General features: G+C 75.7%; 18 protein-coding genes and 1 pseudogene. 12 read left to right on the forward strand and 7 right to left on the reverse strand.

The window, feature by feature from the left end:
• The 3 genes and pseudogenes from ACI78V_RS17260 to ACI78V_RS17270 all read left to right on the forward strand — a co-directional run.
• Positions 1–299 (forward strand): annotated as a pseudogene (locus ACI78V_RS17260) (methyl-accepting chemotaxis protein); the annotation flags it as partial.
• A gap of 134 nt (positions 300–433) precedes the next feature.
• Entirely contained in the window at positions 434–2,695 is a 2,262-nt protein-coding gene (locus ACI78V_RS17265) for a chemotaxis protein CheA (RefSeq protein WP_456852923.1), read from the forward strand.
• Positions 2,696–2,697: 2 nt separating this feature from the next.
• On the forward strand, positions 2,698–3,144 hold the full coding sequence (locus tag ACI78V_RS17270) for a chemotaxis protein CheW (RefSeq protein WP_456852925.1): 447 nt from the start codon (positions 2,698–2,700) through the stop codon (positions 3,142–3,144).
• A gap of 122 nt (positions 3,145–3,266) precedes the next feature.
• Here ACI78V_RS17270 and ACI78V_RS17275 read toward each other — a convergent pair whose 3' ends face one another.
• From ACI78V_RS17275 to ACI78V_RS17285, 3 genes are read right to left on the reverse strand one after another with little or no spacing between them, the layout of a single operon-like run.
• A complete protein-coding gene (locus tag ACI78V_RS17275; protein WP_456852927.1) occupies positions 3,267–3,692 on the reverse strand; it encodes a DUF1707 SHOCT-like domain-containing protein in 426 nt (141 codons plus the stop codon).
• Between the two features lie 50 nt (positions 3,693–3,742).
• Positions 3,743–5,122 carry a sensor histidine kinase gene (locus ACI78V_RS17280; RefSeq protein ID WP_456852929.1) on the reverse strand — a complete coding sequence of 460 codons (1,380 nt, stop codon included), beginning with the start codon at positions 5,120–5,122 and terminating at the stop codon, positions 3,743–3,745.
• 4 nt (positions 5,123–5,126) lie between these two features.
• Positions 5,127–5,810 (reverse strand): response regulator transcription factor, encoded by a 684-nt coding sequence (locus ACI78V_RS17285; RefSeq protein ID WP_456852931.1) that lies wholly within the window; start codon positions 5,808–5,810, stop codon positions 5,127–5,129.
• 137 nt (positions 5,811–5,947) lie between these two features.
• Here ACI78V_RS17285 and ACI78V_RS17290 point away from each other — a divergent pair, with 137 nt between their 5' ends.
• Both ACI78V_RS17290 and ACI78V_RS17295 read left to right on the forward strand, forming a co-directional pair.
• Positions 5,948–6,388, forward strand: coding sequence for a PepSY domain-containing protein (locus ACI78V_RS17290; protein WP_456852933.1), 441 nt, complete (start codon positions 5,948–5,950; stop codon positions 6,386–6,388).
• Between the two features lie 169 nt (positions 6,389–6,557).
• Positions 6,558–7,475, forward strand: a complete 918-nt coding sequence (locus ACI78V_RS17295; protein WP_456852935.1) for a hypothetical protein — start codon at positions 6,558–6,560, stop codon at positions 7,473–7,475.
• Positions 7,476–7,574: 99 nt separating this feature from the next.
• Here ACI78V_RS17295 and ACI78V_RS17300 read toward each other — a convergent pair whose 3' ends face one another.
• On the reverse strand, positions 7,575–8,756 hold the full coding sequence (locus ACI78V_RS17300; RefSeq protein WP_456852937.1) for a glucose-1-phosphate adenylyltransferase family protein: 1,182 nt from the start codon (positions 8,754–8,756) through the stop codon (positions 7,575–7,577).
• Between the two features lie 380 nt (positions 8,757–9,136).
• Here ACI78V_RS17300 and ACI78V_RS17305 point away from each other — a divergent pair, with 380 nt between their 5' ends.
• From ACI78V_RS17305 to ACI78V_RS17330, 6 genes are read left to right on the forward strand one after another with little or no spacing between them, the layout of a single operon-like run.
• Positions 9,137–10,270 carry a protein-glutamate methylesterase/protein-glutamine glutaminase gene (locus ACI78V_RS17305; protein ID WP_456852939.1) on the forward strand — a complete coding sequence of 378 codons (1,134 nt, stop codon included), beginning with the start codon at positions 9,137–9,139 and terminating at the stop codon, positions 10,268–10,270.
• Complete coding sequence (locus ACI78V_RS17310; protein ID WP_456852941.1) at positions 10,267–11,091, forward strand: CheR family methyltransferase; 825 nt, start codon at positions 10,267–10,269, stop codon at positions 11,089–11,091. The genes ACI78V_RS17305 and ACI78V_RS17310 overlap by 4 nt, the downstream gene beginning before the upstream one ends.
• 1 nt (position 11,092) lies before the next feature.
• On the forward strand, positions 11,093–11,476 hold the full coding sequence (locus ACI78V_RS17315; protein WP_456852943.1) for a response regulator: 384 nt from the start codon (positions 11,093–11,095) through the stop codon (positions 11,474–11,476).
• Complete coding sequence (locus tag ACI78V_RS17320; protein ID WP_456852945.1) at positions 11,473–11,994, forward strand: chemotaxis protein CheX; 522 nt, start codon at positions 11,473–11,475, stop codon at positions 11,992–11,994. Before ACI78V_RS17315 ends, ACI78V_RS17320 begins: the two co-directional genes overlap by 4 nt.
• Positions 11,991–12,353, forward strand: coding sequence for a response regulator (locus ACI78V_RS17325; RefSeq protein WP_456852947.1), 363 nt, complete (start codon positions 11,991–11,993; stop codon positions 12,351–12,353). The genes ACI78V_RS17320 and ACI78V_RS17325 overlap by 4 nt, the downstream gene beginning before the upstream one ends.
• Positions 12,350–12,850, forward strand: a complete 501-nt coding sequence (locus ACI78V_RS17330) for a hypothetical protein (protein ID WP_456852949.1) — start codon at positions 12,350–12,352, stop codon at positions 12,848–12,850. Before ACI78V_RS17325 ends, ACI78V_RS17330 begins: the two co-directional genes overlap by 4 nt.
• Before the next feature lie 144 nt (positions 12,851–12,994).
• On the opposite strand, the gene ACI78V_RS17335 is transcribed toward ACI78V_RS17330, so the two are convergent.
• Both ACI78V_RS17335 and ACI78V_RS17340 read right to left on the reverse strand, forming a co-directional pair.
• Positions 12,995–13,432 carry an ATP-binding protein gene (locus ACI78V_RS17335; protein ID WP_456852951.1) on the reverse strand — a complete coding sequence of 146 codons (438 nt, stop codon included), beginning with the start codon at positions 13,430–13,432 and terminating at the stop codon, positions 12,995–12,997.
• Positions 13,433–13,555: 123 nt separating this feature from the next.
• The gene (locus tag ACI78V_RS17340; protein ID WP_456852952.1) at positions 13,556–15,232 is read right to left on the reverse strand and encodes a SpoIIE family protein phosphatase; all 1,677 of its coding nucleotides are present in this window, start codon (positions 15,230–15,232) and stop codon (positions 13,556–13,558) included.
• A 252-nt stretch (positions 15,233–15,484) separates the two neighbouring features.
• On the opposite strand from ACI78V_RS17340, the gene ACI78V_RS17345 reads away from it, so the two are divergent.
• The gene (locus ACI78V_RS17345; RefSeq protein WP_456852954.1) at positions 15,485–17,206 is read left to right on the forward strand and encodes a SpoIIE family protein phosphatase; all 1,722 of its coding nucleotides are present in this window, start codon (positions 15,485–15,487) and stop codon (positions 17,204–17,206) included.
• A gap of 2 nt (positions 17,207–17,208) precedes the next feature.
• Here ACI78V_RS17345 and ACI78V_RS17350 read toward each other — a convergent pair whose 3' ends face one another.
• Positions 17,209–18,135: an alpha/beta hydrolase gene (locus ACI78V_RS17350; RefSeq protein WP_456852956.1), complete on the reverse strand. Its 927-nt coding sequence runs from the start codon at positions 18,133–18,135 to the stop codon at positions 17,209–17,211.
• Positions 18,136–18,181 lie beyond the last annotated feature (46 nt).

Consider the following 18,181-nt stretch of genomic DNA (forward strand, 5'->3'; position numbering starts at 1 on the left):
ACGACACGACCGCGGCGGTGACCGCGATCGAGGAGATCAGCACGATCGTGGCGCAGATCTCCGACCGGCAGACCACCATCGCCTCGGCGGTGGAGGAGCAGACCGCGACCACCAGCGAGATGTCGCGGTCGGTGCAGGAGGCCGCGCAGGGCACCGGCCAGATCGCCGCGAACATCACCGGTGTCTCCGGTGCCGCCGACGCGACCACCCAGGCGTTGTCCCAGACCCGCACCGCCGTGGACGAACTCTCCCGCATGGCCGCCGACCTGCGGTCCGGGGTCTCGCGCTTCACCTACTGACGGGCGGGGGTGCCCGCCCCCCGCCTGGTCCCGTCCCGCGGGTCAGGCCCACTCGTTGGGCTTGACCCGCGGGCACTCCCCGCCGATGTACCACCCGGAGCGCGTGCAGCGCCGGATCGAGAGAGAAGAGCAACGTGGACGGTCTGGACGACATCGTCGAGGAGTTCCTGGTCGAGAGCCACGAGAACCTCGACCAGCTGGACACCGACCTGGTCGCCCTGGAGCAGGAGCCGGACTCGCGGGAGCGGCTCTCGAGCATCTTCCGGACGATCCACACGATCAAGGGCACCAGCGGCTTCCTGGCCTTCCACCGCCTGGAGGAGGTCACCCACGTCGGCGAGAACATGCTCTCCCGGCTGCGGGACGGCGCGCTCGCGCTGACCCCCACCCGGACCAGCGTGCTGCTCCAGATGGTGGACACGGTCCGCTCCCTGCTCGCCTCGATCGAGGCCACCGGCGGCGAGGGCTCGGTCGACGTCTCCGCCGTCGTCGCCGCGATCAGCGCGGCGATGGAGGACTCCCCCGCCGTCGAGATCGCCCCCGCCGTCGCCGCCCCCGATCCCGCGGCCCTCGTCGCCGAGGCGCCCGCGCCCGTGTCCGAGATCCCCGCGCCCCGGCCCGAGCCGGCGGTCGAGACGACCGAGCCCGCCGAGGGCGAGGCCGGCCCCACCGCCGACAACGCCGGCGGGCAGGCCCGCCGGGCCGTCGCCGACAGCACGATCCGGGTGGACGTCGACCTGCTCGACGAGCTGATGCTGCTGGTCGGGGAGCTGGTGCTCACCCGCAACCAGATCGTCCAGTACGTCGGCCGCTCCAACGACACCGACCTGGTGCGCGCCTCGCAGCGGCTGAACCTGATCGCCAGCGAGCTGCAGGAGGGCGTCATGAAGACGCGCATGCAGCCGATCGACCACATCTGGTCCAAGCTGCCGCGCGTCGTCCGCGACCTGGGCCTGCAGTGCGGGAAGAGCGTCCGCCTGGAGATGGAGGGCCGCGACACCGAGCTCGACAAGACGCTGCTCGAGGCGGTCAAGGACCCGCTGACCCACCTGGTCCGCAACTCCGTCGACCACGGCATCGAGGCCCCCGAGGGCCGCCGCGCCGCCGGCAAGCCGGCCGAGGGCGTCCTGACCCTGCGGGCCAAGCACGAGAGCGGCCAGGTCGTGGTGGAGGTCGCCGACGACGGCGCCGGCATCGACCCCGCGAGGGTCGGCGCCAAGGCCGTCGAGCGCGGCCTGATCAGCGCCGACGCGTTGAGCCGGACCAGCCCGGCGGACGTCCTGCAGATGATCTTCCTGCCCGGGTTCTCCACCGCGGCCGCCGTCACCAACGTCTCCGGCCGCGGCGTCGGCATGGACGTGGTCAAGACCAACATCGAGTCCATCGGCGGCACCATCGAGGTCGAGTCGGTGCCCGGCGAGGGCACCGTCTGCCGGCTGCGGATCCCGCTGACGCTGGCGATCGTCCCCGCGCTGACCGTCGAGTGCGCCGGCGACCGCTACGCCATCCCGCAGATCAGCCTGCAGGAGCTGGTCTCCCTGGACGCCGAGAAGGCCGCCACCGCGGTCGAGGAGGTCGGCGGCGCGCCGGTCTACCGGCTGCGCGGCGAGCTGCTGCCCCTGGTGCGGCTCACCGACGTCCTCGGGCTGACCTCCGACCGGCACGACGGGCACGTGGTCATCGCCGTCCTCCGCTCGGAGGGGCGCCGCTTCGGCCTCGTCGTCGACCGGGTCATCAACACCGAGGAGATCGTCGTCAAGGCCGTCGGCGGCCAGCTCAAGGCGATCGGCCTCTACTCGGGCGCCACCGTCCTCGGGGACGGCACCGTGGCGCTCATCCTCGACGTCCAGGCCCTCGCCCGGCGGGCGCTGCGCACCGAGACCAGCGAGCGCCAGGAGTCCCGCGAGGCGGCCCTGCACGCGGCGGCCACCGACGGCGACCGTCAGCGGATGCTGCTGGCCGCGATCGGCGGCGGACGGCGGGTGGCCATCCCCCTGGACACCGTCACCCGCCTCGAGCAGGTGCGCACCGAGTCCGTCGAGCGGGTCGGCAACCGCGAGGTCGTCCAGTACCGCGGCGCCATCCTGCCGATGGTGCGCCTCGACCGGCACCTGGGCGCCTACGGCGAGAGCGACCGCGACGTCCTCGAGGTCATCGTCTACAGCGACCACGGGCGCAGCGTCGCCATCGTGGTCGAGGAGATCCTCGACATCGTGGACGGCGAGGCCGCCGTGCGCAGCGACATCGACGACATGGGCCTGCTCGGCTCCGCCGTCCTCGGCGACCGGGTGACCGAGCTGCTCGACGTCCGCGCGGCCATCCTCGCCGCCGACCCCGCCTTCTACTCCGCCCCCGTGACGCCGGCCGGCGTCCCCGCGTCCCTCCTGGAGGCCTGACGATGACGACCGCGACCGAGGCCCCGGTCATCGGCGGCCAGCTGGCCACCTTCTGGCTGGACGGCGACCTCTACGGCATCGAGGTGGCGCACGTGCAGGAGGTCCTGAAGAGCCAGGGCCTCACCCGGGTGCCGCTCGCGCCCGCCGCCGTCGCCGGCCTGATCAACCTGCGCGGCCAGGTGGTGACCGCGATCGAGCTGCGGGAGCGGCTGGGGCGCCCGCCCCGCCCCGAGGGCACCGACGCGGTGGTGATCGTCGTCCGCCTGCACGGGGAGGCGGTCAGCCTGCTCGTCGACGCGATCGCCGACGTCGTCGACGTCGACCCGGCCGACTTCGAGGCGCCGCCGGACACGCTCGACGGGTCGGCCCGCGAGCTGATCCGCGGCGCGTTCAAGCTCGACGGGCAGCTGCTCCTCGCGCTCGACGTCCAGAAGGCGGTCAGCGCCTAGCCCCACCCCGACCCGGGCGCGGCCGGACTTCCCCGGCGGCCGTCGCCCTGCCTCCCCGACCCCCGGTCGGGCGGCCCCTCTCTCCGGAGGGCCGTCCAGCCGGGGGTCCCGGCGTCCGGGGGTCAGTCGTCGAGCAGCTCCCACTCCAGCAGCTCCTCGGCCCCCAGCAGCGGGACGACGACCAGCAGCACGAGGACGACGGCCAGCGCGGGCCGCGACCGGAGGACGGCACCGCCGGGCAGCGCCGCCAGCGACGAGCGGGCCTGGAGGACGGCGAGCGCGGACAGCGCCCGCCACCCCGGGGCCACCGGCACGGGCCCGGCGGGCGTCAGGTCCGCGGTGAGCGGCACGAGGTCCCGCTGGAAGCGGGCCCCGTAGGCCGTCGCCATGCGCTCGTCGCACTCGTCGAGGGTCAGCTGCCCGCGCGCGGTGGCGTCCCGGAGGACGCGCACGACGCCCTCCCGGTCGGCGTCGGAGGCGCGCAGCGGCGGCTGGGTCCGTGACGGCTGCGGCAGGTGCTCCTCGCCGGGGGAGGGCGGTGCGGTCATGTTCCTGGGCTCCTCGGTGGTCGGTGCTGTGCTGGGGGAGGGCAGGTGCGTCACCGGCGTCCGCCGTGGTGGGCGGGCTCGCCGGCCGCGCCGAGCGCGAGCGTGACGGTCAGGCCGCCGGACCCGCCGTTGGCGGCGGACACGCGGCCGCCGTGCGCGGTGGCGACCGCGGCGACGATGGCCAGGCCCAGGCCGGCGCCGCCGGGCTCGTGCCGGGCGTCGTCCACGCGGCTGAACCGGTCGAAGAGCACGGGCAGCCGGTCGGTCGGGACGCCGGGGCCGGTGTCGCGCACCCTGACCTCGGCGCTGGCCGGACCGGTGGCCTGGACCTCGACGGTGACGGACCCGCCGTCGGGGGTGTGCCGCAGCGCGTTGTCGACGAGGTTGGCCACCGCCCGCTCCACGCCTGCGGGGTCGCCGCGCACCACCGCCGCACCGCCGGCCTGCAGCCGGACGCCGCGCCGTGCGGCGAGGGTGGCGAACCGGCCGACCACCCGCTCGACCAGGTCGTCGAGGTCCAGGGGACGCTCGATCTCCAGGTGACCGGTGTCGGCCCGGGCCAGCACGAGCAGGTCGTCGATGAGCCCGGACAGCCGGCCGGCCTCCTCCAGCGCGGTGCCGAGGGCGGCCCGCACGTCGGGGTCCTCGGCGCCGTCGCGGGCCAGCTCCACCTCCGCGGTGAGGATGGCCAGGGGCGTGCGCAGCTCGTGGCTGCAGTCGGCGGTGAACTGGCGCTCACGGGCGACCGCGGCGGCCAGCCGGTCCAGCATCCCGTTGAGGGTCTGCACCAGCCGGCCGGCCTCGTCGGGGCGGACGGGCGGGGACAGCCGCCGGGACAGGTCCGCCGCGCTGATCGCCAGCGCCTCGTCGGTCGCCCGCCGGAGCGGGGCCAGCCCCCGGCGGGCGATGCCGTAGCCCAGCAGGCCGGCCAGGAGGGTGGCCAGCCCGGCGGTCGGCAGGTACCCGGAGACCAGTGCGTCCTGCGCCTCGTCGACGTCGTCGAGCTCGGCGGCGAGGACGGCGACCTGCCCGTTGTTCCCGTCGTGGACCGCGAGCACCCGCAGCCCGTCCCCGTCGTCGGAGACGGTGCCGAGCACGTCCTCGCGCGCGCGGGCCCGGTCGAGGTCCGCGGCGCCGAGGAGGGGGACGCCCGGGACGTCGTCCCCGGCCGTGCCGACCACGCGGTCCTGCGCGTCGACCAGCTGGACCATCCGGTCGTCGAGGTCGACGGCGAGCAGGTCCTCGTCCAGCTGGGGACCGTCCAGGCCGACCGGGAGCGCGCCGGCGAGGTCGTCGAGTCGCTGGTCGACGCCGGCGCGCAGCGCGGTGCCGAGCTGGAGGTGCACGACGACGCCGACGAGCGCCAGCAGGACGGCGAGCGATGCGGCCGAGAGCGCCGCGATCCGCGCGCTGATCGGCAGCCGGGACACGCCGTCACACCCCCGGCCCGGTGCAGGCCAGCCGGTACCCGGTGCCGCGGACGGTCTGCACCAGGTCGAGGGAGAACCGCCGGTCGATCTTGTCCCTCAGGTACTTCACGTAGACGTCGACCACGTTGGACAGCCCGTCGTAGTCGTGACCCCACACCTGTTCGAGGATCTGGCTGCGCGACAGCACCTGCCCCGGGTGGCGCAGGAGGAACTCCAGCAGGGCGTACTCCCGCCGGGAGAGCTCCACCTCCTCGCCACGGCACTCCACGGTGCGTGCGGCCGGGTCCAGGGAGAGCGGGCCGCACCGCAGCACGGCGGGCCGGGGTGGTGCGCCGCGGCGCTGGAGGGCGCGCAGCCGGCCCAGCAGCTCGGTGAAGGCGAACGGCTTGACCAGGTAGTCGTCGGCGCCGGAGTCCAGCCCGTGCACCCGGTCGGGGACCGCGTCGCGGGCGGTCAGCATGAGCACCGGCGTCCACACCTGCCGGTCCCGCAGCGTCCGGCACACGTCGAAGCCGTCCATGCCCGGCAGCATCACGTCGAGCACGACGGCGTCGTAGAGCACCGACGTCGCCCAGGCCAGCCCGGCCGCCCCGTCGGCCACCGCGTCGACCGCGTGCCCCGCCTCGGTGAGGCCCCGCGCGAGCACGTCACGCATGTTCACGGAGTCCTCGACGACCAGCACCCGCATGCCCCGAGGGTGACAGCTGGCGATGAGGGAGTGATGAGAACGGCGCGCGGTTGCGGCTCATCGTCCCCTCATCCGGCGCGGGCACCGTGGTCCCCGAGCACCGGCGCCCGGCCGGGTGCGTCGAGGAGGGCCGGTCCATGCACATCCGGAAGCGGGTCGCCGTGGTGACCGCGGGGGCCGCCGCGGTGCTCGCCGCGGCCGGTGGGGTCGCCGTCGCCACGGGCGGGGACGGCGAGCGGGACGACCTGACCCGCCCCGGCACGGTGCGGGTGGACGAGTCTGCGCTCCCGGAGGACGACGCCGCGGAGCAGCGGGCGCTGGCCGAGCTGACCTCCGTCGACGAGGCCGCCGCGACGGCCGCCGCCGTGGGGTCGCTCGGCGGCGGGCAGGCCGTCGAGGCCGAGCTGGAGGACGAGGACGGCTTCGTCGTCTGGGAGGTCGAGGTCCGCCGCGCCGACGGGACGCTGCACGAGGTCACCGTCGACGCCGGCGACGCGAGCGTCCTCGGCACCGAGGCGGAGGACGACGAGGGGGAGGACGACGAGGGGGAGGACGACGAGGGGGAGGACGACGACTGAGCCGCGACCCTCACGTCTCGTGACCGACCGGTGACAGGCGCCCGGGGGACACGCAGGCCGACCGCTCCCCGGGTCCGGCGATCGGGTGACGGTGACGTGGCGCTCCCTGCTGATCACCGTCAGCATGGTCTGACCTCACCTCGGGGGACGTGGAAAGGGAGGCGCTGCCGTGCCCTACTCGCTGGTCAGTGCCGCCACCCTCGGCTTCGACCTCGTCCGGCTGCCCGCCGGCCGGGCCGTCGCCGACGCCCTGCTCGCCGGGCTCGCGGCCGACGCCGCCACCCTCGGGCAGTTGGCCACCGTGCACCCGGGCGCCGGCCGTGACCGCGAGCAGCGGGCGGCGCTCGCCGTCCGGTCGCGCAAGGCCCGCGAGCTCGCCGTCTCGGTGCCGCACGTGCGTTCTGCCGCCGCTGACCTGCCCGGCACCGACCGCACCGCAGCCCTCGTCGCCCAGCTCGAGCGCAGCACCATCGGGGACGCCGTCGCCGTGGAGCGCGTGCTCCGCGAGGACGTCCTGGGGCCCGAGCACCCGGCCGTCCCCCTGGTCGACCGGGACGTCCTGGCCGCGGCCGCCGACGTCCTCGCCGACGCCGCCGTCGGCTCCTGGGCCGCCGCGGTGCTGCCGCCGCTGGTCCACCGCCAGCTCACCGGGCCGTTCGCCGTCGCGACGGCGGCGGGCATGGTCGGTACGCCGGAGCCCGACCTCGGCCCGGCCACCGCCGAGCTCACCGAGCTGTTGACCGGGCTGCGGGAACTCGACGCCGCGGGCCGGACCCGCTGGCTGGCGGCGGTCGACGCCGCGCGTGCCGAGCGCCGGCCGTGGGCGACCGCGATGCACGAGGCGGCGTGGGCCGCGCACGTCTCCGGCCGTACGCGCACCCTCGCCACCGCCCAGCTGCTCGCCGTCCAGGCGTTCGTGGACGGCGGTCTCGACGCCCCCGCGGCCGCCGCCGGGGTGTGGAACGCGGTCGCCGGCTGCGTCCAGGGCATCGTCATGGGCGACCTGCTCGGCGCCGACGCCCTCGCCGTGCTCTGCGCTCCGCGGTCCTCCGGACCGCACCGCGAGCACGGTCCCTCCCCCTGGTGAGCGCAGCCCTCCCGTGTCCCGGTCGCGGAGACGCTCCGGGCCTCCGCGACCGGTCCACTCCGGGTCGCCTGCCGTCCCCGGCCCGGGAGGGCGCTGCGCCTACCCCTCGTCGGGGTCGGGGTGGCGGGCGCCGGCGGGGAGCTCGGTGCCCGGGGCGACGGTGGCCTCCCGGCCGACCAGGGTGATGTCGCCGTCCCCGCCGACCGACGCCCCCTCCCCGACCTCCACCCGGTCGTCGAGGACCGCGCGGGTGACCGTGGCGCCGGCACACACGCGGGCCCCCGGCAGCAGCACCGAGTCGACGACGGTGGCGCCGGCCTCCACGACGACGCCGGGGGAGAGCACCGACCCGCTCACCCGGCCGGCCACCCGCGTGCCACCGGAGACGAGGCTCCCCGCCACCTCCGCGCCGCGCAGGACCCGGCCGGAGCTGTGTCGGCCGCCGCGGGTGTGCACGGGCCACCGCGGGTCGTCGAGGTCCAGCGGAGGCTCGGGGGAGAGGAAGTCCTGGTGCGCGGCCCAGTACGCCGGGATCGTGCCCACGTCCCGCCAGTAGGAGCCCAGTGCGTGCGCGCGGGCCCCGCCGTCGCGCGTCTGGGCCGGCAGCAGGTGGCTGCCGAGGTCCTCCAGGCCGTCCTCGCCGACCTCCGTGCTCAGCGCCTCCAGCCGGTCCAGCGTCGGGCCGGGGGAGAAGACGAACACCTCGTTGGTCGCGGTCGTCGTGCGCGGCTGGTCGGGCTTGTAGGCGTAGTCCCGGATCCGGTCGCCGTCCCCCACCTCCACGATGCCGTAGCGCGGGGCGTCGTCCTCGGCGACCTCGGTGGTCACCATCGTCACCTCGGCACCGGACTGCAGGTGCTCGTCGACGACCTCGCGGTAGTCCAGCTTGTAGACGGCGTCCGCGCTGACCACGACCAGCGCGTCGGCGGCGAAGTCGCGGACGAGGGGCGCGTAGCGCCACAGCGAGTCCGCCGTGCCCGACACCCAGCCGCCCCGCTCGGTGCCCTGGTACGGCGGCAGGGTGAGCAGGCCGCCGGTGGTGCGGTCGAGGTCCCACGGCCGGCCGTTGGCCAGGTGCTGCGCCAGGGACGTGGGGTGGAACTGCACCGAGACCCACACGTCGGAGACGTGGGAGTGCTGGCAGTTGCTCAACGGGAAGTCGATGAGCCGGTACACGCCGGCGAACGGGACGGCGGGCTTGGCGCGCTGATCGGTCAGCAGCTCCAGGCGGCCGCCGGCGCCACCGGCGAGGACGAGGACGAGGACACGGGGGAGCGCCATGCACCCCGCCTACCCCGCCGGTGGGCCGTCACCCGCGTCCAGGGATGTCTGCTGCTCTCCAGCCGTGCGGCTGGACACCTGCAGACGGCCCGAGGGACGCCGGTCGGAGAGTCGCACGGGCCGGCACCGGAGACCTGTCGACAAATGGCGTGAAATGGTCGCTCACCGCATTCCCGCGGCCCAGAAAAATGCGGCGGGAATTCGTCGGATCGGCTCAAGGAGTGGCGCGGACGGGCCGACAACACGGGGGACAGGCACCGTCTTCGGACGTACCGCGCCGGAGCGGTGCGCCCCCGCGCCCCGCGCGGCCTCCGGGCGACTGCCGACCGACGACAGCACTGCACAGCCCGCCGGCCCGGCCGGGGGGAGACGGAGGACGTATGGACCCGATCCGGGTGATGGTCGTCGACGACTCGGTGGTCGTCCGCAAGATCGTGACCGACGTCCTGTCCGAGGACCCGGCGATCGAGGTGGTCGGCACCGCGGTCAACGGCCGGCTCGCCGTCGGCAAGCTCGAGCAGCTGAAGCCGGACCTGGTCACGATGGACATCGAGATGCCGGAGATGAACGGCATCGAGGCGGTCCGCGCCATCCGCGCCGGTGCCGGGGGTGGTGGGGCGGGACGAGGGCACAGCCGGGTGCCGATCATCATGTTCAGCACGCTGACCGAGCGCGGCGCCGCGGCGACACTGGACGCGCTCTCGGCCGGGGCCAACGAGTACGTCACGAAGCCGGCCAACGTCGGCAGCGTCGCGCAGTCGATGGAGAGCGTGCGCGAGCAGCTCATCCCCAAGATCAAGGCGCTGACCGGCCGGCCCGTGACCCCCGGTCCCGCCCGCGTCGTGCCCCCGCCGGCCCGGGTCGTCCCGCCGGCGCCGCGGCAGGGCGCGGTCAAGGCGCCCGCCGTCCTGGTGATCGGCTCCTCCACCGGCGGCCCCGAGGCGCTGGCGAAGCTGCTCCCGGTGCTGCCGGCCTCCCTGCCGGTGCCGGTGCTGGTCGTCCAGCACATGCCGCCGGTCTTCACCCGGCAGTTCGCCCAGCGACTGGACCGGCTGTGCGCCCTGCGCGTCGTCGAGGCCGTCGACGGCACCCCGCTGGTGCCCGGCACGGTCCACCTCGCCCCCGGCGACCACCACCTGACCATCCGCAGCACCGGGCGTGGGCAGCAGACCGTGCTCAGTCAGGGTCCGCCGGAGAACTTCTGCCGCCCGGCCGTCGACCCGCTGTTCCGCTCCGCGGTCGAGACCTACGACGGCGCCGTCCTCGGTGTCGTGCTCACCGGCATGGGTTCCGACGGCCGGCTCGGTGCCGGTCGCATCCGCGGGTCCGGTGGCGCCGTCGTCGTCCAGGACCAGGCCACCTCGGTGGTGTGGGGGATGCCCGGTGCCGTGGCCGCGGCCGGCTTCGCCGACGAGGTGCTCCCGCTCGACCGCATCGCCGAGTCGATCCACCGGCGGCTGGCCCCGCCCCGCGCCACCACCCCCGCCCCGGTGGCCGTCGGAGGACGGCGATGACCCTCACCGCCACCAGCTTCGACTGGGTCCGTCAGCTGGTGCACCGGGAGAGCGCGATCGTGCTCGCCCCGGGCAAGGAGTACCTGGTGGAGGCCCGGCTGCTGCCGATCGCCCGCCAGCTCGGCCTGCCCGACGTCGGCCAGTTCGTCGACTCGGTCCGCACCCGCCCCAGCCCGGAGTCGACCCGGAGGATCGTCGAGGCGCTCACCACCAACGAGACCTCCTGGTTCCGGGACGGCGACCCGTTCACCGCCCTCACCTCCACGGTGCTGCCCGCCCTGCTGGCCGTGCGCGGCCCGGCCGAGCGGCTGCAGATCTGGTCGGCGGCCTGCTCCAGCGGGCAGGAGGCCTACACGGTCGCGATGCTGCTCGAGGACGCGATGCCCAACGCCGGTGCCCGGGTCTCCATCACCGCGACCGACATCTCCCGCGAGATGGTCGAGCGGACCAGGGCCGGCCGGTTCAGCCAGCTCGAGGTCAACCGGGGGCTGCCCGCGCCCATGCTGGTGCGGCACCTCACCCGGGTGGGCACCGAGTGGGAGGTCGCCACGGGCCTGCGGCGGATGGTGACCGCCTTCGAGTGCAACCTCGCCGCCCCGCTCCCGCGGATGGGCCCGTTCGACGTGGTCTACCTCCGCAACGTCCTCATCTACTTCGACCTGCCGACCAAGCAGGCGATCCTCCGCCGGGTGCGCGCCCTCATGCGCCCCGACGGGTGGCTCTTCCTCGGCGCCGCGGAGACGACCCTCGGCGTCGACGACTCCTGGGAGCGGGTCGTCATCGGCCGCAGCTCCGCCTACCGCCCGCTGAAGGGGGCCTGACGTGCGTGCTCTGGTGATCGACGACTCACGCGCCATGCGGCGCATCGTGAGCGGGACCCTGGGGGGCCTGGGCTACGGGACCCGCCAGGCCGGCCACGGCCAGGAGGCGCTCGACGTGCTGCACGAGGGATGGGTGCCCGAGCTGTGCACGATCGACTGGAACATGCCGGTGATGGACGGGCTGCAGTTCGTCTCCGCCGTCCGCGCCAACCCCGCCTGGCGGGCGGTGACGCTGATGATGGTCACCTCCGAGGGGGAGCAGTCCCAGATCGTGCGGGCCCTGGCCGCCGGCGCCCACGAGTACGTCCTCAAGCCGTTCACCGCCGACGCCATCCGCGACAAGCTCGCGCTGCTCGGCCTGCTCCCCCAGGAGGTCACCCTGTGAGCGGGCTGGCGAGCTCACCGGCGCCGGTCGTCACCTCGCTGATCGACGAGGCCACGATCGAGGAGATCGCCGACCAGGCATGGGCCGCCCTCGTGGGCGAGGACGAGGTCCTCGTGCCGCTCCCGGGCGGGCTCGGCACCGACACGCTCAGCTCGTGGGTCCACATCGTCGGCCCGTGGACCGGCACCGTCGTCCTGACCTGCGACCGGTCGACCGCCGAGGAGCTGGCCGTGGCGATGCTGCGCGAGCACGCCCCGGCCGTGCTGGACGACGAGGACGTCGCCGACGCCCTCGGCGAGCTGGCCAACGTGGTCGGCGGCAACGTCAAGGCCGTGCTCCCCGGACCCTCGGTCCTCGGCCTCCCCGAGGTCGGTACCGCCCCCGGTGTGCCCTCGCCGGCCGACACCTGCCGCGTCGACGCCCAGTGGCGCGGCCGCCCCCTGACCATCTCCGTCCAGGGCACCCCCGCCCCGGGCGGCGACGCAGACCCCTCGTACGAGAACGGAGTGCCCCTGTGAAGATCCTGATCGCCGACGACAGCCGCGTCATGCGGCAGATCGTCATCCGGACCCTGCGGCAGGCCGGCTACGACGACCACGACATCGTCGAGGCCGAGGACGGCCGTGACGCCTATGACAAGGTCCACGCCGAGAACCCGGACCTGGTCCTCTCCGACTGGAACATGCCGAACATGACCGGCATCGAGTGCCTGCAGGCACTGCGGTCGTCCGGCTCCGGCGTGCCCTTCGGCTTCGTCACCTCCGAGGGGTCCGCCGAGATGCGGGAGAAGGCCGCCGACGCCGGCGCGCTGTTCCTCATCGCCAAGCCCTTCACCGAGGAGACCTTCCGCGAGAACCTGGACGGGGTGATCGCGTGACCGCGCCGCTGGCCGTCAGCCTGCCGGACGCGAAGGCCGTCAAGGACATGCTCTCCGGCCTGGTCGGCAAGCCGGTCGCCGTCACGCCGGGCGCGCCGGTCACCCCGACCGAGAAGGAGCCGGTCTCGGTGGCGGTGTACGTCTCCCCGTCGATGGACGTGAACGCCCTGTGCGTCATGGACCTCGGCCTGTCCGCCTACACCGGTGGCGCCCTCGCGCTGCTGCCCCCCGGCGGCGTCCAGGACGCCGTCGAGGAGGACGGTGAGCTGACCACCATGCTCACCGAGGCGCTGCACGAGGTCGTCAACGTGCTCTCGGCGCTGTTCAACGTGCCGGGTGCGCCGCACTCGAAGCTGTACGCGCTGTACGCCCCGGGGGACGACCTGCCCGCCGACATCGCCGGCATGCTGGCCGACTTCAACCGCGTCGACCTGGCGGTCGAGATCCCCGGCTACGGCAGGGGCGGGCTCTCGCTGGTCGTCCCCTCGGCCGGCTGACGCCGGCACGGACGCCCCGGGGCGGCGGCGGGGATCCCGGTTCCCGCCGCCCCGGGCGCACACCGACGACGGCCCCGGGGCACCTGCCCCGGGGCCGTCGTCGTGCGCGCGCCCACCGGCCGGAGGCCGGTTGCACGTGGAACATCAGCTGTAGGCGGGCTCGCGGTCCCCGTTCGCGGTGGGCATGCACGCCCACACGTGCTTGCACCCGTCGTCGACGTACCAGCCGTGCGCGACCGCCAGCCGCGCCACCAGGTGGAGCCCCAGGCCGCCCTGCGCGGGGTCCCGGTCGACCGCCGGCGTCGGCATCGTCTCCGGGTCGTGGTCGCTGACGTCGAGCAGCCACCCACCGCTCCCGGCGACGACCGTCGCGACCACGGGCGACGTCCCGTGCCGCAGCGCGTTGGAGGCGAGTTCGTCGAAGGCCAGGATCAGCTGCTCGGCCGCGTGACCGTCGTCGTCCCGGGGGACGCCCACGTCGTCGAGCCGGGCGCGCAGGCCCGCCCGGGCGCCGGGGAGCTCGGCGACCGTCTGGAGGTCCCAACGCCACAGCTCGCCACGACCGTCCGGGAGCGGGCGCACCGGCCACGCTAGTCGACCCACTGCCCTCTCCTGTCGTCGTCGGCTCCGACGGGACAGGGGTGCCCACCCGACCCCCGGCTCAATCGTGCTCCCGACGGTTCCGCCCCCTCGGGGTGAGGCGTCTCACCCCGCGGTGGCCGGCCCGCCTGGTGCCGGCCCCCGCGGCTGCAGGCGGAGGGCCGTGAGCGCGACGTCGTCCTCGGGGACGCCGGCCAGCATGCGGGCCAGCAGCTCGTCGCAGAGCTGGTCCAGCGGCAGCCCCACCAGCTCGCCCAGGTGCTGCTGGAGCTGGGCCACCCCCGCGTCGACGCCGCGGTCGCGCCGCTCGACCAGGCCGTCGGTGTAGAGCAGCACGGTCGCCCCCGGGCGCAGCGGCAGGGTGAACTCCCGGCGGGGGGAGAGGGGGTCCACGCCGAGCAGCAGGTCCCCGAGCCCCCGGGACAGCACGCTCACCGTTCCGTCGGCGTCGGCCACCAGGGGTGGTGGGTGCCCCGCGCTGGCCCACCGCAGCAGGGTGCCGTCCCGCTCCACGCGGGCGATGGCCGCGGTGGCGAGAGTGCCCGGGTACATGTGCGCGATCGCGGCGTCCAGTCCGCGCAGCACCTCGGCCGGCCCCGCGCCGCTGTAGTGCGCGATGCCGCGCAGCAGGCCCCGCAGCTGGCCCATCTCCGCGGCGGCGGCCGTGTCGTGCCCGGCGACGTCGCCGATGACCAGGACCGGGTCGCCGGCGGGGTGCAGGAAGGCGTCGTACCAGTCGCCGCCGACCTGGGCGGCCTCCGCGGCCGGCACGTAGCGCACCTCCAGGCGGGCGCCGTCCACGCTGAGGGGCTCGGTCAGCAGGCTGCGCTGCAGCACCTCCGCCAGCTGCGCCTGGCGGCTCTGCCGGTGCACCCGGTCCACGGCGCGGCCGGCCCGGTCGGCCACCTCGCGGGCGGCGGCGAGGTCGTCGCCGTCCAGGGACCGTCCCGGATCGAGGTAGAGGGTCAGCACGCCGACCGGACGGTCCCCGGCCGGGAGGGGGAGGACGACGGCCGACGCCGGCCGCAGGGCGGCCAGCAGGTCCCGCGCCGGTCCGGGAACCATGAGCCCGAGGACGCCGTCCACCGACTCCTGCGCCTCCGTGCCCGTCCGGAGCGCCCGGGCGACCGGTGAGCTCTCCGGCAGGGTCTCCATCCGCACCGCGGCGTAGCGCGCCACCACCTCGCGGCGGTCGGGGTCGGCGTGCCAGGAGCCCACGTCGCGCGCCCGGCCGTCGCGGTCGATCACCGTGACGATGCAGCCGTCGGCGAGGTCGGGCACCACGAGGCGCGCCAGGTCGCCCAACGCCGACTCGACGTCCCGGGCCCCGGCCAGCTCGGCGCTGACCGCGGCCAGCAGCGCCAGCCGGGCGCCGGCCCGTTCCGCCTCCTGCCAGGCCTCCTCGGCGGCCTGCTGGGCCCGCCGCCGGGCGGTGATGTCGACGAACGCGAACGCCGGGCCGGCCGGGGTGGGCCAGGCGTGCAGCTCCGTCCACCGCGCGTCGGCACCGGCACCGGCCGGGGGCAGTTCCACGGCGACCGCCCGGCCGGTGGTCATCGCCTGGGCGCAGGCGGTACGGACGGCGGCGGCGACCCCGGGCGCCACGACGTCCTCCACCGGCCGGCCGAGGAGCTCGGCCGCGGGGCGGCCGAGCAGCCGCTCGGCCGCCCGGTTGGCGTAGCGGACGCGCTGGGCGAGGTCCAGACAGCACAGGGCGGCCGGCGCGCTCGCGAGCACCGCGGTGGACAGCGCCGGTTCGGGCGGCGTCCGGACGGCGGTCAACGGGACGACGGTCGGTGCCACCGCGGCTGGGCACCGGTCGTCCACACCGATCACCCCTCCTCCGTCGCGCACTCCGGGCGGCACTGCCCGGCGCGTTCCCCCCGCACCGGCCCGCCGGGGCGGGCTCCCGGATCGTGGCAGCGCGCGGACCGGCTGCCAAGCGTCCCCGGCGCGGCGGGACCGCCCCCCATCCGGGCGACGCCGGGCCCGCCGTGCCGGAGGGCACGGGGGCGATGCGGCAGAGTGATCACCATGGACCCGGAGGCGGCGCACGACCCCGGCCTGCTCCTGCAGGCCGTCGAGGGGATGGAGCGACCGCTGTTCGTCCTGGACGCCGACTGGCGGTTCCGCTACATCAACCCCGCGGGTGCACGGGTGCTCGACCGCACCGTCGGGGAGCTGCTCGGCCGGGACGTGTGGACCGAGTTCCCCCAGGCCGTGGGCGGGCCGTTCGAGGAGCTCTACCGGACGGTCAGCGCGACCGGGGTGTCGGGCAGCGTCGAGGCCTGGTTCGAGCCCCTGGACCGGTGGTTCCGCGCCGACGCCTTCCGCACCGACGCCGGGCTGGTCGTGACCTACGACGACGTGACCGAGCGGCGGCGCACCGAGCAGGAGCGCTCCCGGGCCGCGGCGGAGGCGGAGCGGACCGGCCGGCACCTCATGCTCCTCGGCGACATCAACCTGGCCATGACCTCCACCGTGGACGTGGACGAGGCCGTCGGCCGGTTCGCGCAGCTCGTGGTCCCGCTGCTGGCCGACTGGTGCCTGGTCAGCGTCGTCGACCCCGACGGCACCCGGCGCGACGTCGGCCGGGCGCACAGCGACCCCGCCATGGTCGAGGTCATGCACCGCTACGCCGACTCGCGGGTGCGCTCCAACGCGCCCAGCGCCCCGGTGCCGCAGTCCCTGCGCAGCGGCCGGCCGGTGGTCATCGAGGCGCTGACCGCCGCGGACGTGGAGGGGATGGTCAGCGACGCCGACGCCCGGCGCTTGCTCGAGGCCCTGCAGCCCGCGGCGGTCGCCACGTTCCCGCTGGTCGCCCGCGGTGAGGTCATCGGCGCGTTCACCCTGGTCAACGGCCCGGAACGCGGGCCGCACACGCCGGCCGAGCTCCGGACGGCGGAGATCGCCTCCCGCCGGGCCGCCCTGGCCCTGGACAACGCGCGGCTGGCCCTGGCCAACCAGCAGGTCGCCGAGCGACTGCAGGTCAGCCTGCTGTCCCCGCCCGTGCAGCCGGACCACATGCAGCTCGCCGTCCGCTACCGGGCCGCCACCCGCGGGGTGGCCATCGGCGGTGACTGGTACGACTCGTTCCTCCAGCCCGACGGCGACACGGTGGTCGTCATCGGCGACGTCATGGGTCACGACATCGAGGCGGCCGCGGCGATGGGCCAGGTCAAGACCCTGGTGCGGGCGATCGCCTTCGACCGCCTGGAGGAGCCGGCCGGCGTCCTGCGCCGGGTCGACCACGCGCTGGTCGGCCTGGCGGTGCCCGCGATGGCCACCGCGCTGGTCTGCCGGGTCGAGCAGTCCCCGGAGGACCGCGAGGCGGGGGTGCGCCGACTGCGCTGGGCCACCGCCGGCCACCCCGAGCCGATGCTGCTGAACCCCGACGGCACGGTCACCGACCTCTCCGCGCCCGTGGGCCCGCCGCTGGGCATCGGCTGGCGCGGGCCCCGCGCCGGCGGCCAGGTGGTCCTCCCGGACGGCGCGACGCTGCTGCTGTTCACCGACGGCCTCTTCGAGCGGCGGGGTGTCCTGCTCGACGACAGGCGGGACCAGTTGCGCCGGCTGCTGGCGGCCTCGCGGGAGGAGACCCTCGACGAGCTCGCCGACCGCCTGCTCGCCGAGATGGTGGGGGAGGGCACCGAGGACGACGTCGCCCTGCTGGCCGTCCGCCTGTACGCGCAGGACCGACCGCCGCCGCCGGTCCCGGGGCCGGTCCTGGTGCAGCCGGTGGCCCGCCGGCCCTGACCTCAGGTCCGGGCGGCGGCGGCCCGGGTGGCGTCGGCGATCGCGGCCACGCCCTGCGCGGCCCACAGGATCGAGTAGTGGTTGGTGTCCGGCACCTCGTGGGCCGTGATGCCGCTGGGCTCCAGTCCCAGGCCGGCCAGCCGGCGCTCGTCGTAGAGCCCGGGGGTCTGGTCGAGCAGCCCGCGGGTGGCCCACAGCAGGGTGGCCGGCACCGGCAGGTCGGTGGTCGCCTCGAGGACCCGCTCGTTGAGCAGCACGTCGCCGCCGTCCACGCGCACCGCCTCGGGGACGCAGGTGCTGCGCAGCGCCGGTGGCTCGCCCACCAGGTCGCGGTCCAGGTAGGCGGCGACGGCGGGGTCGTCAACCCACGGGCCGACCGCCGGGTGCGCCGCCCAGAAGCCGCGCACGGCCGCCCGGTCGGGGAAGGTCGTCGACAGCCGGTCCAGCGCCGGTCCCAGGACGGCGGCGAGCATCGCGTCGACGTCGGCGCCGGGCGGCTGCGGGAAGGCGAGGCCGCCGTCGACCAGCACGAGCCCGTGCACCCGGTCCCGCGCCGTCCCCGCGGCGGCCATCGCCGCGACGAACGCCCCCATCGAGTGCCCCACCAGGACCGCGGCGTCCGCGCCGCCCTCGGCGTCGCCCCCGAGGCGGTCGACCAGCGTGGCGACGTCGGCGGCGTGCGCCTCGATGCCGTACGGGCCGGGGAGGCCGGCCGAGCGCGCCCGGCCGCGCAGGTCGGGGGCCACCACCTCGAACTCCCCGGCCAGTGCCGGCGCCACCGCGGCCCACGCCATCGCGTTGGCGGTGATGCCGTGCAGGAGGACGGCGATGGGCGCCCCCGGTGCGGACGCCGGCCAGTGCAGGGCGGCGAGCTCCCCGCCCTCGACGGGGACGCTGATCTCCTGGGGCGCGCGCAGAGCTGAGGTCACGGGCCCACCCTGCCCGCGCCGCCCGCGGGCCGCAGCCCGGGTGCCC

This window comes from Geodermatophilus sp. SYSU D00742 (assembly GCF_054049935.1).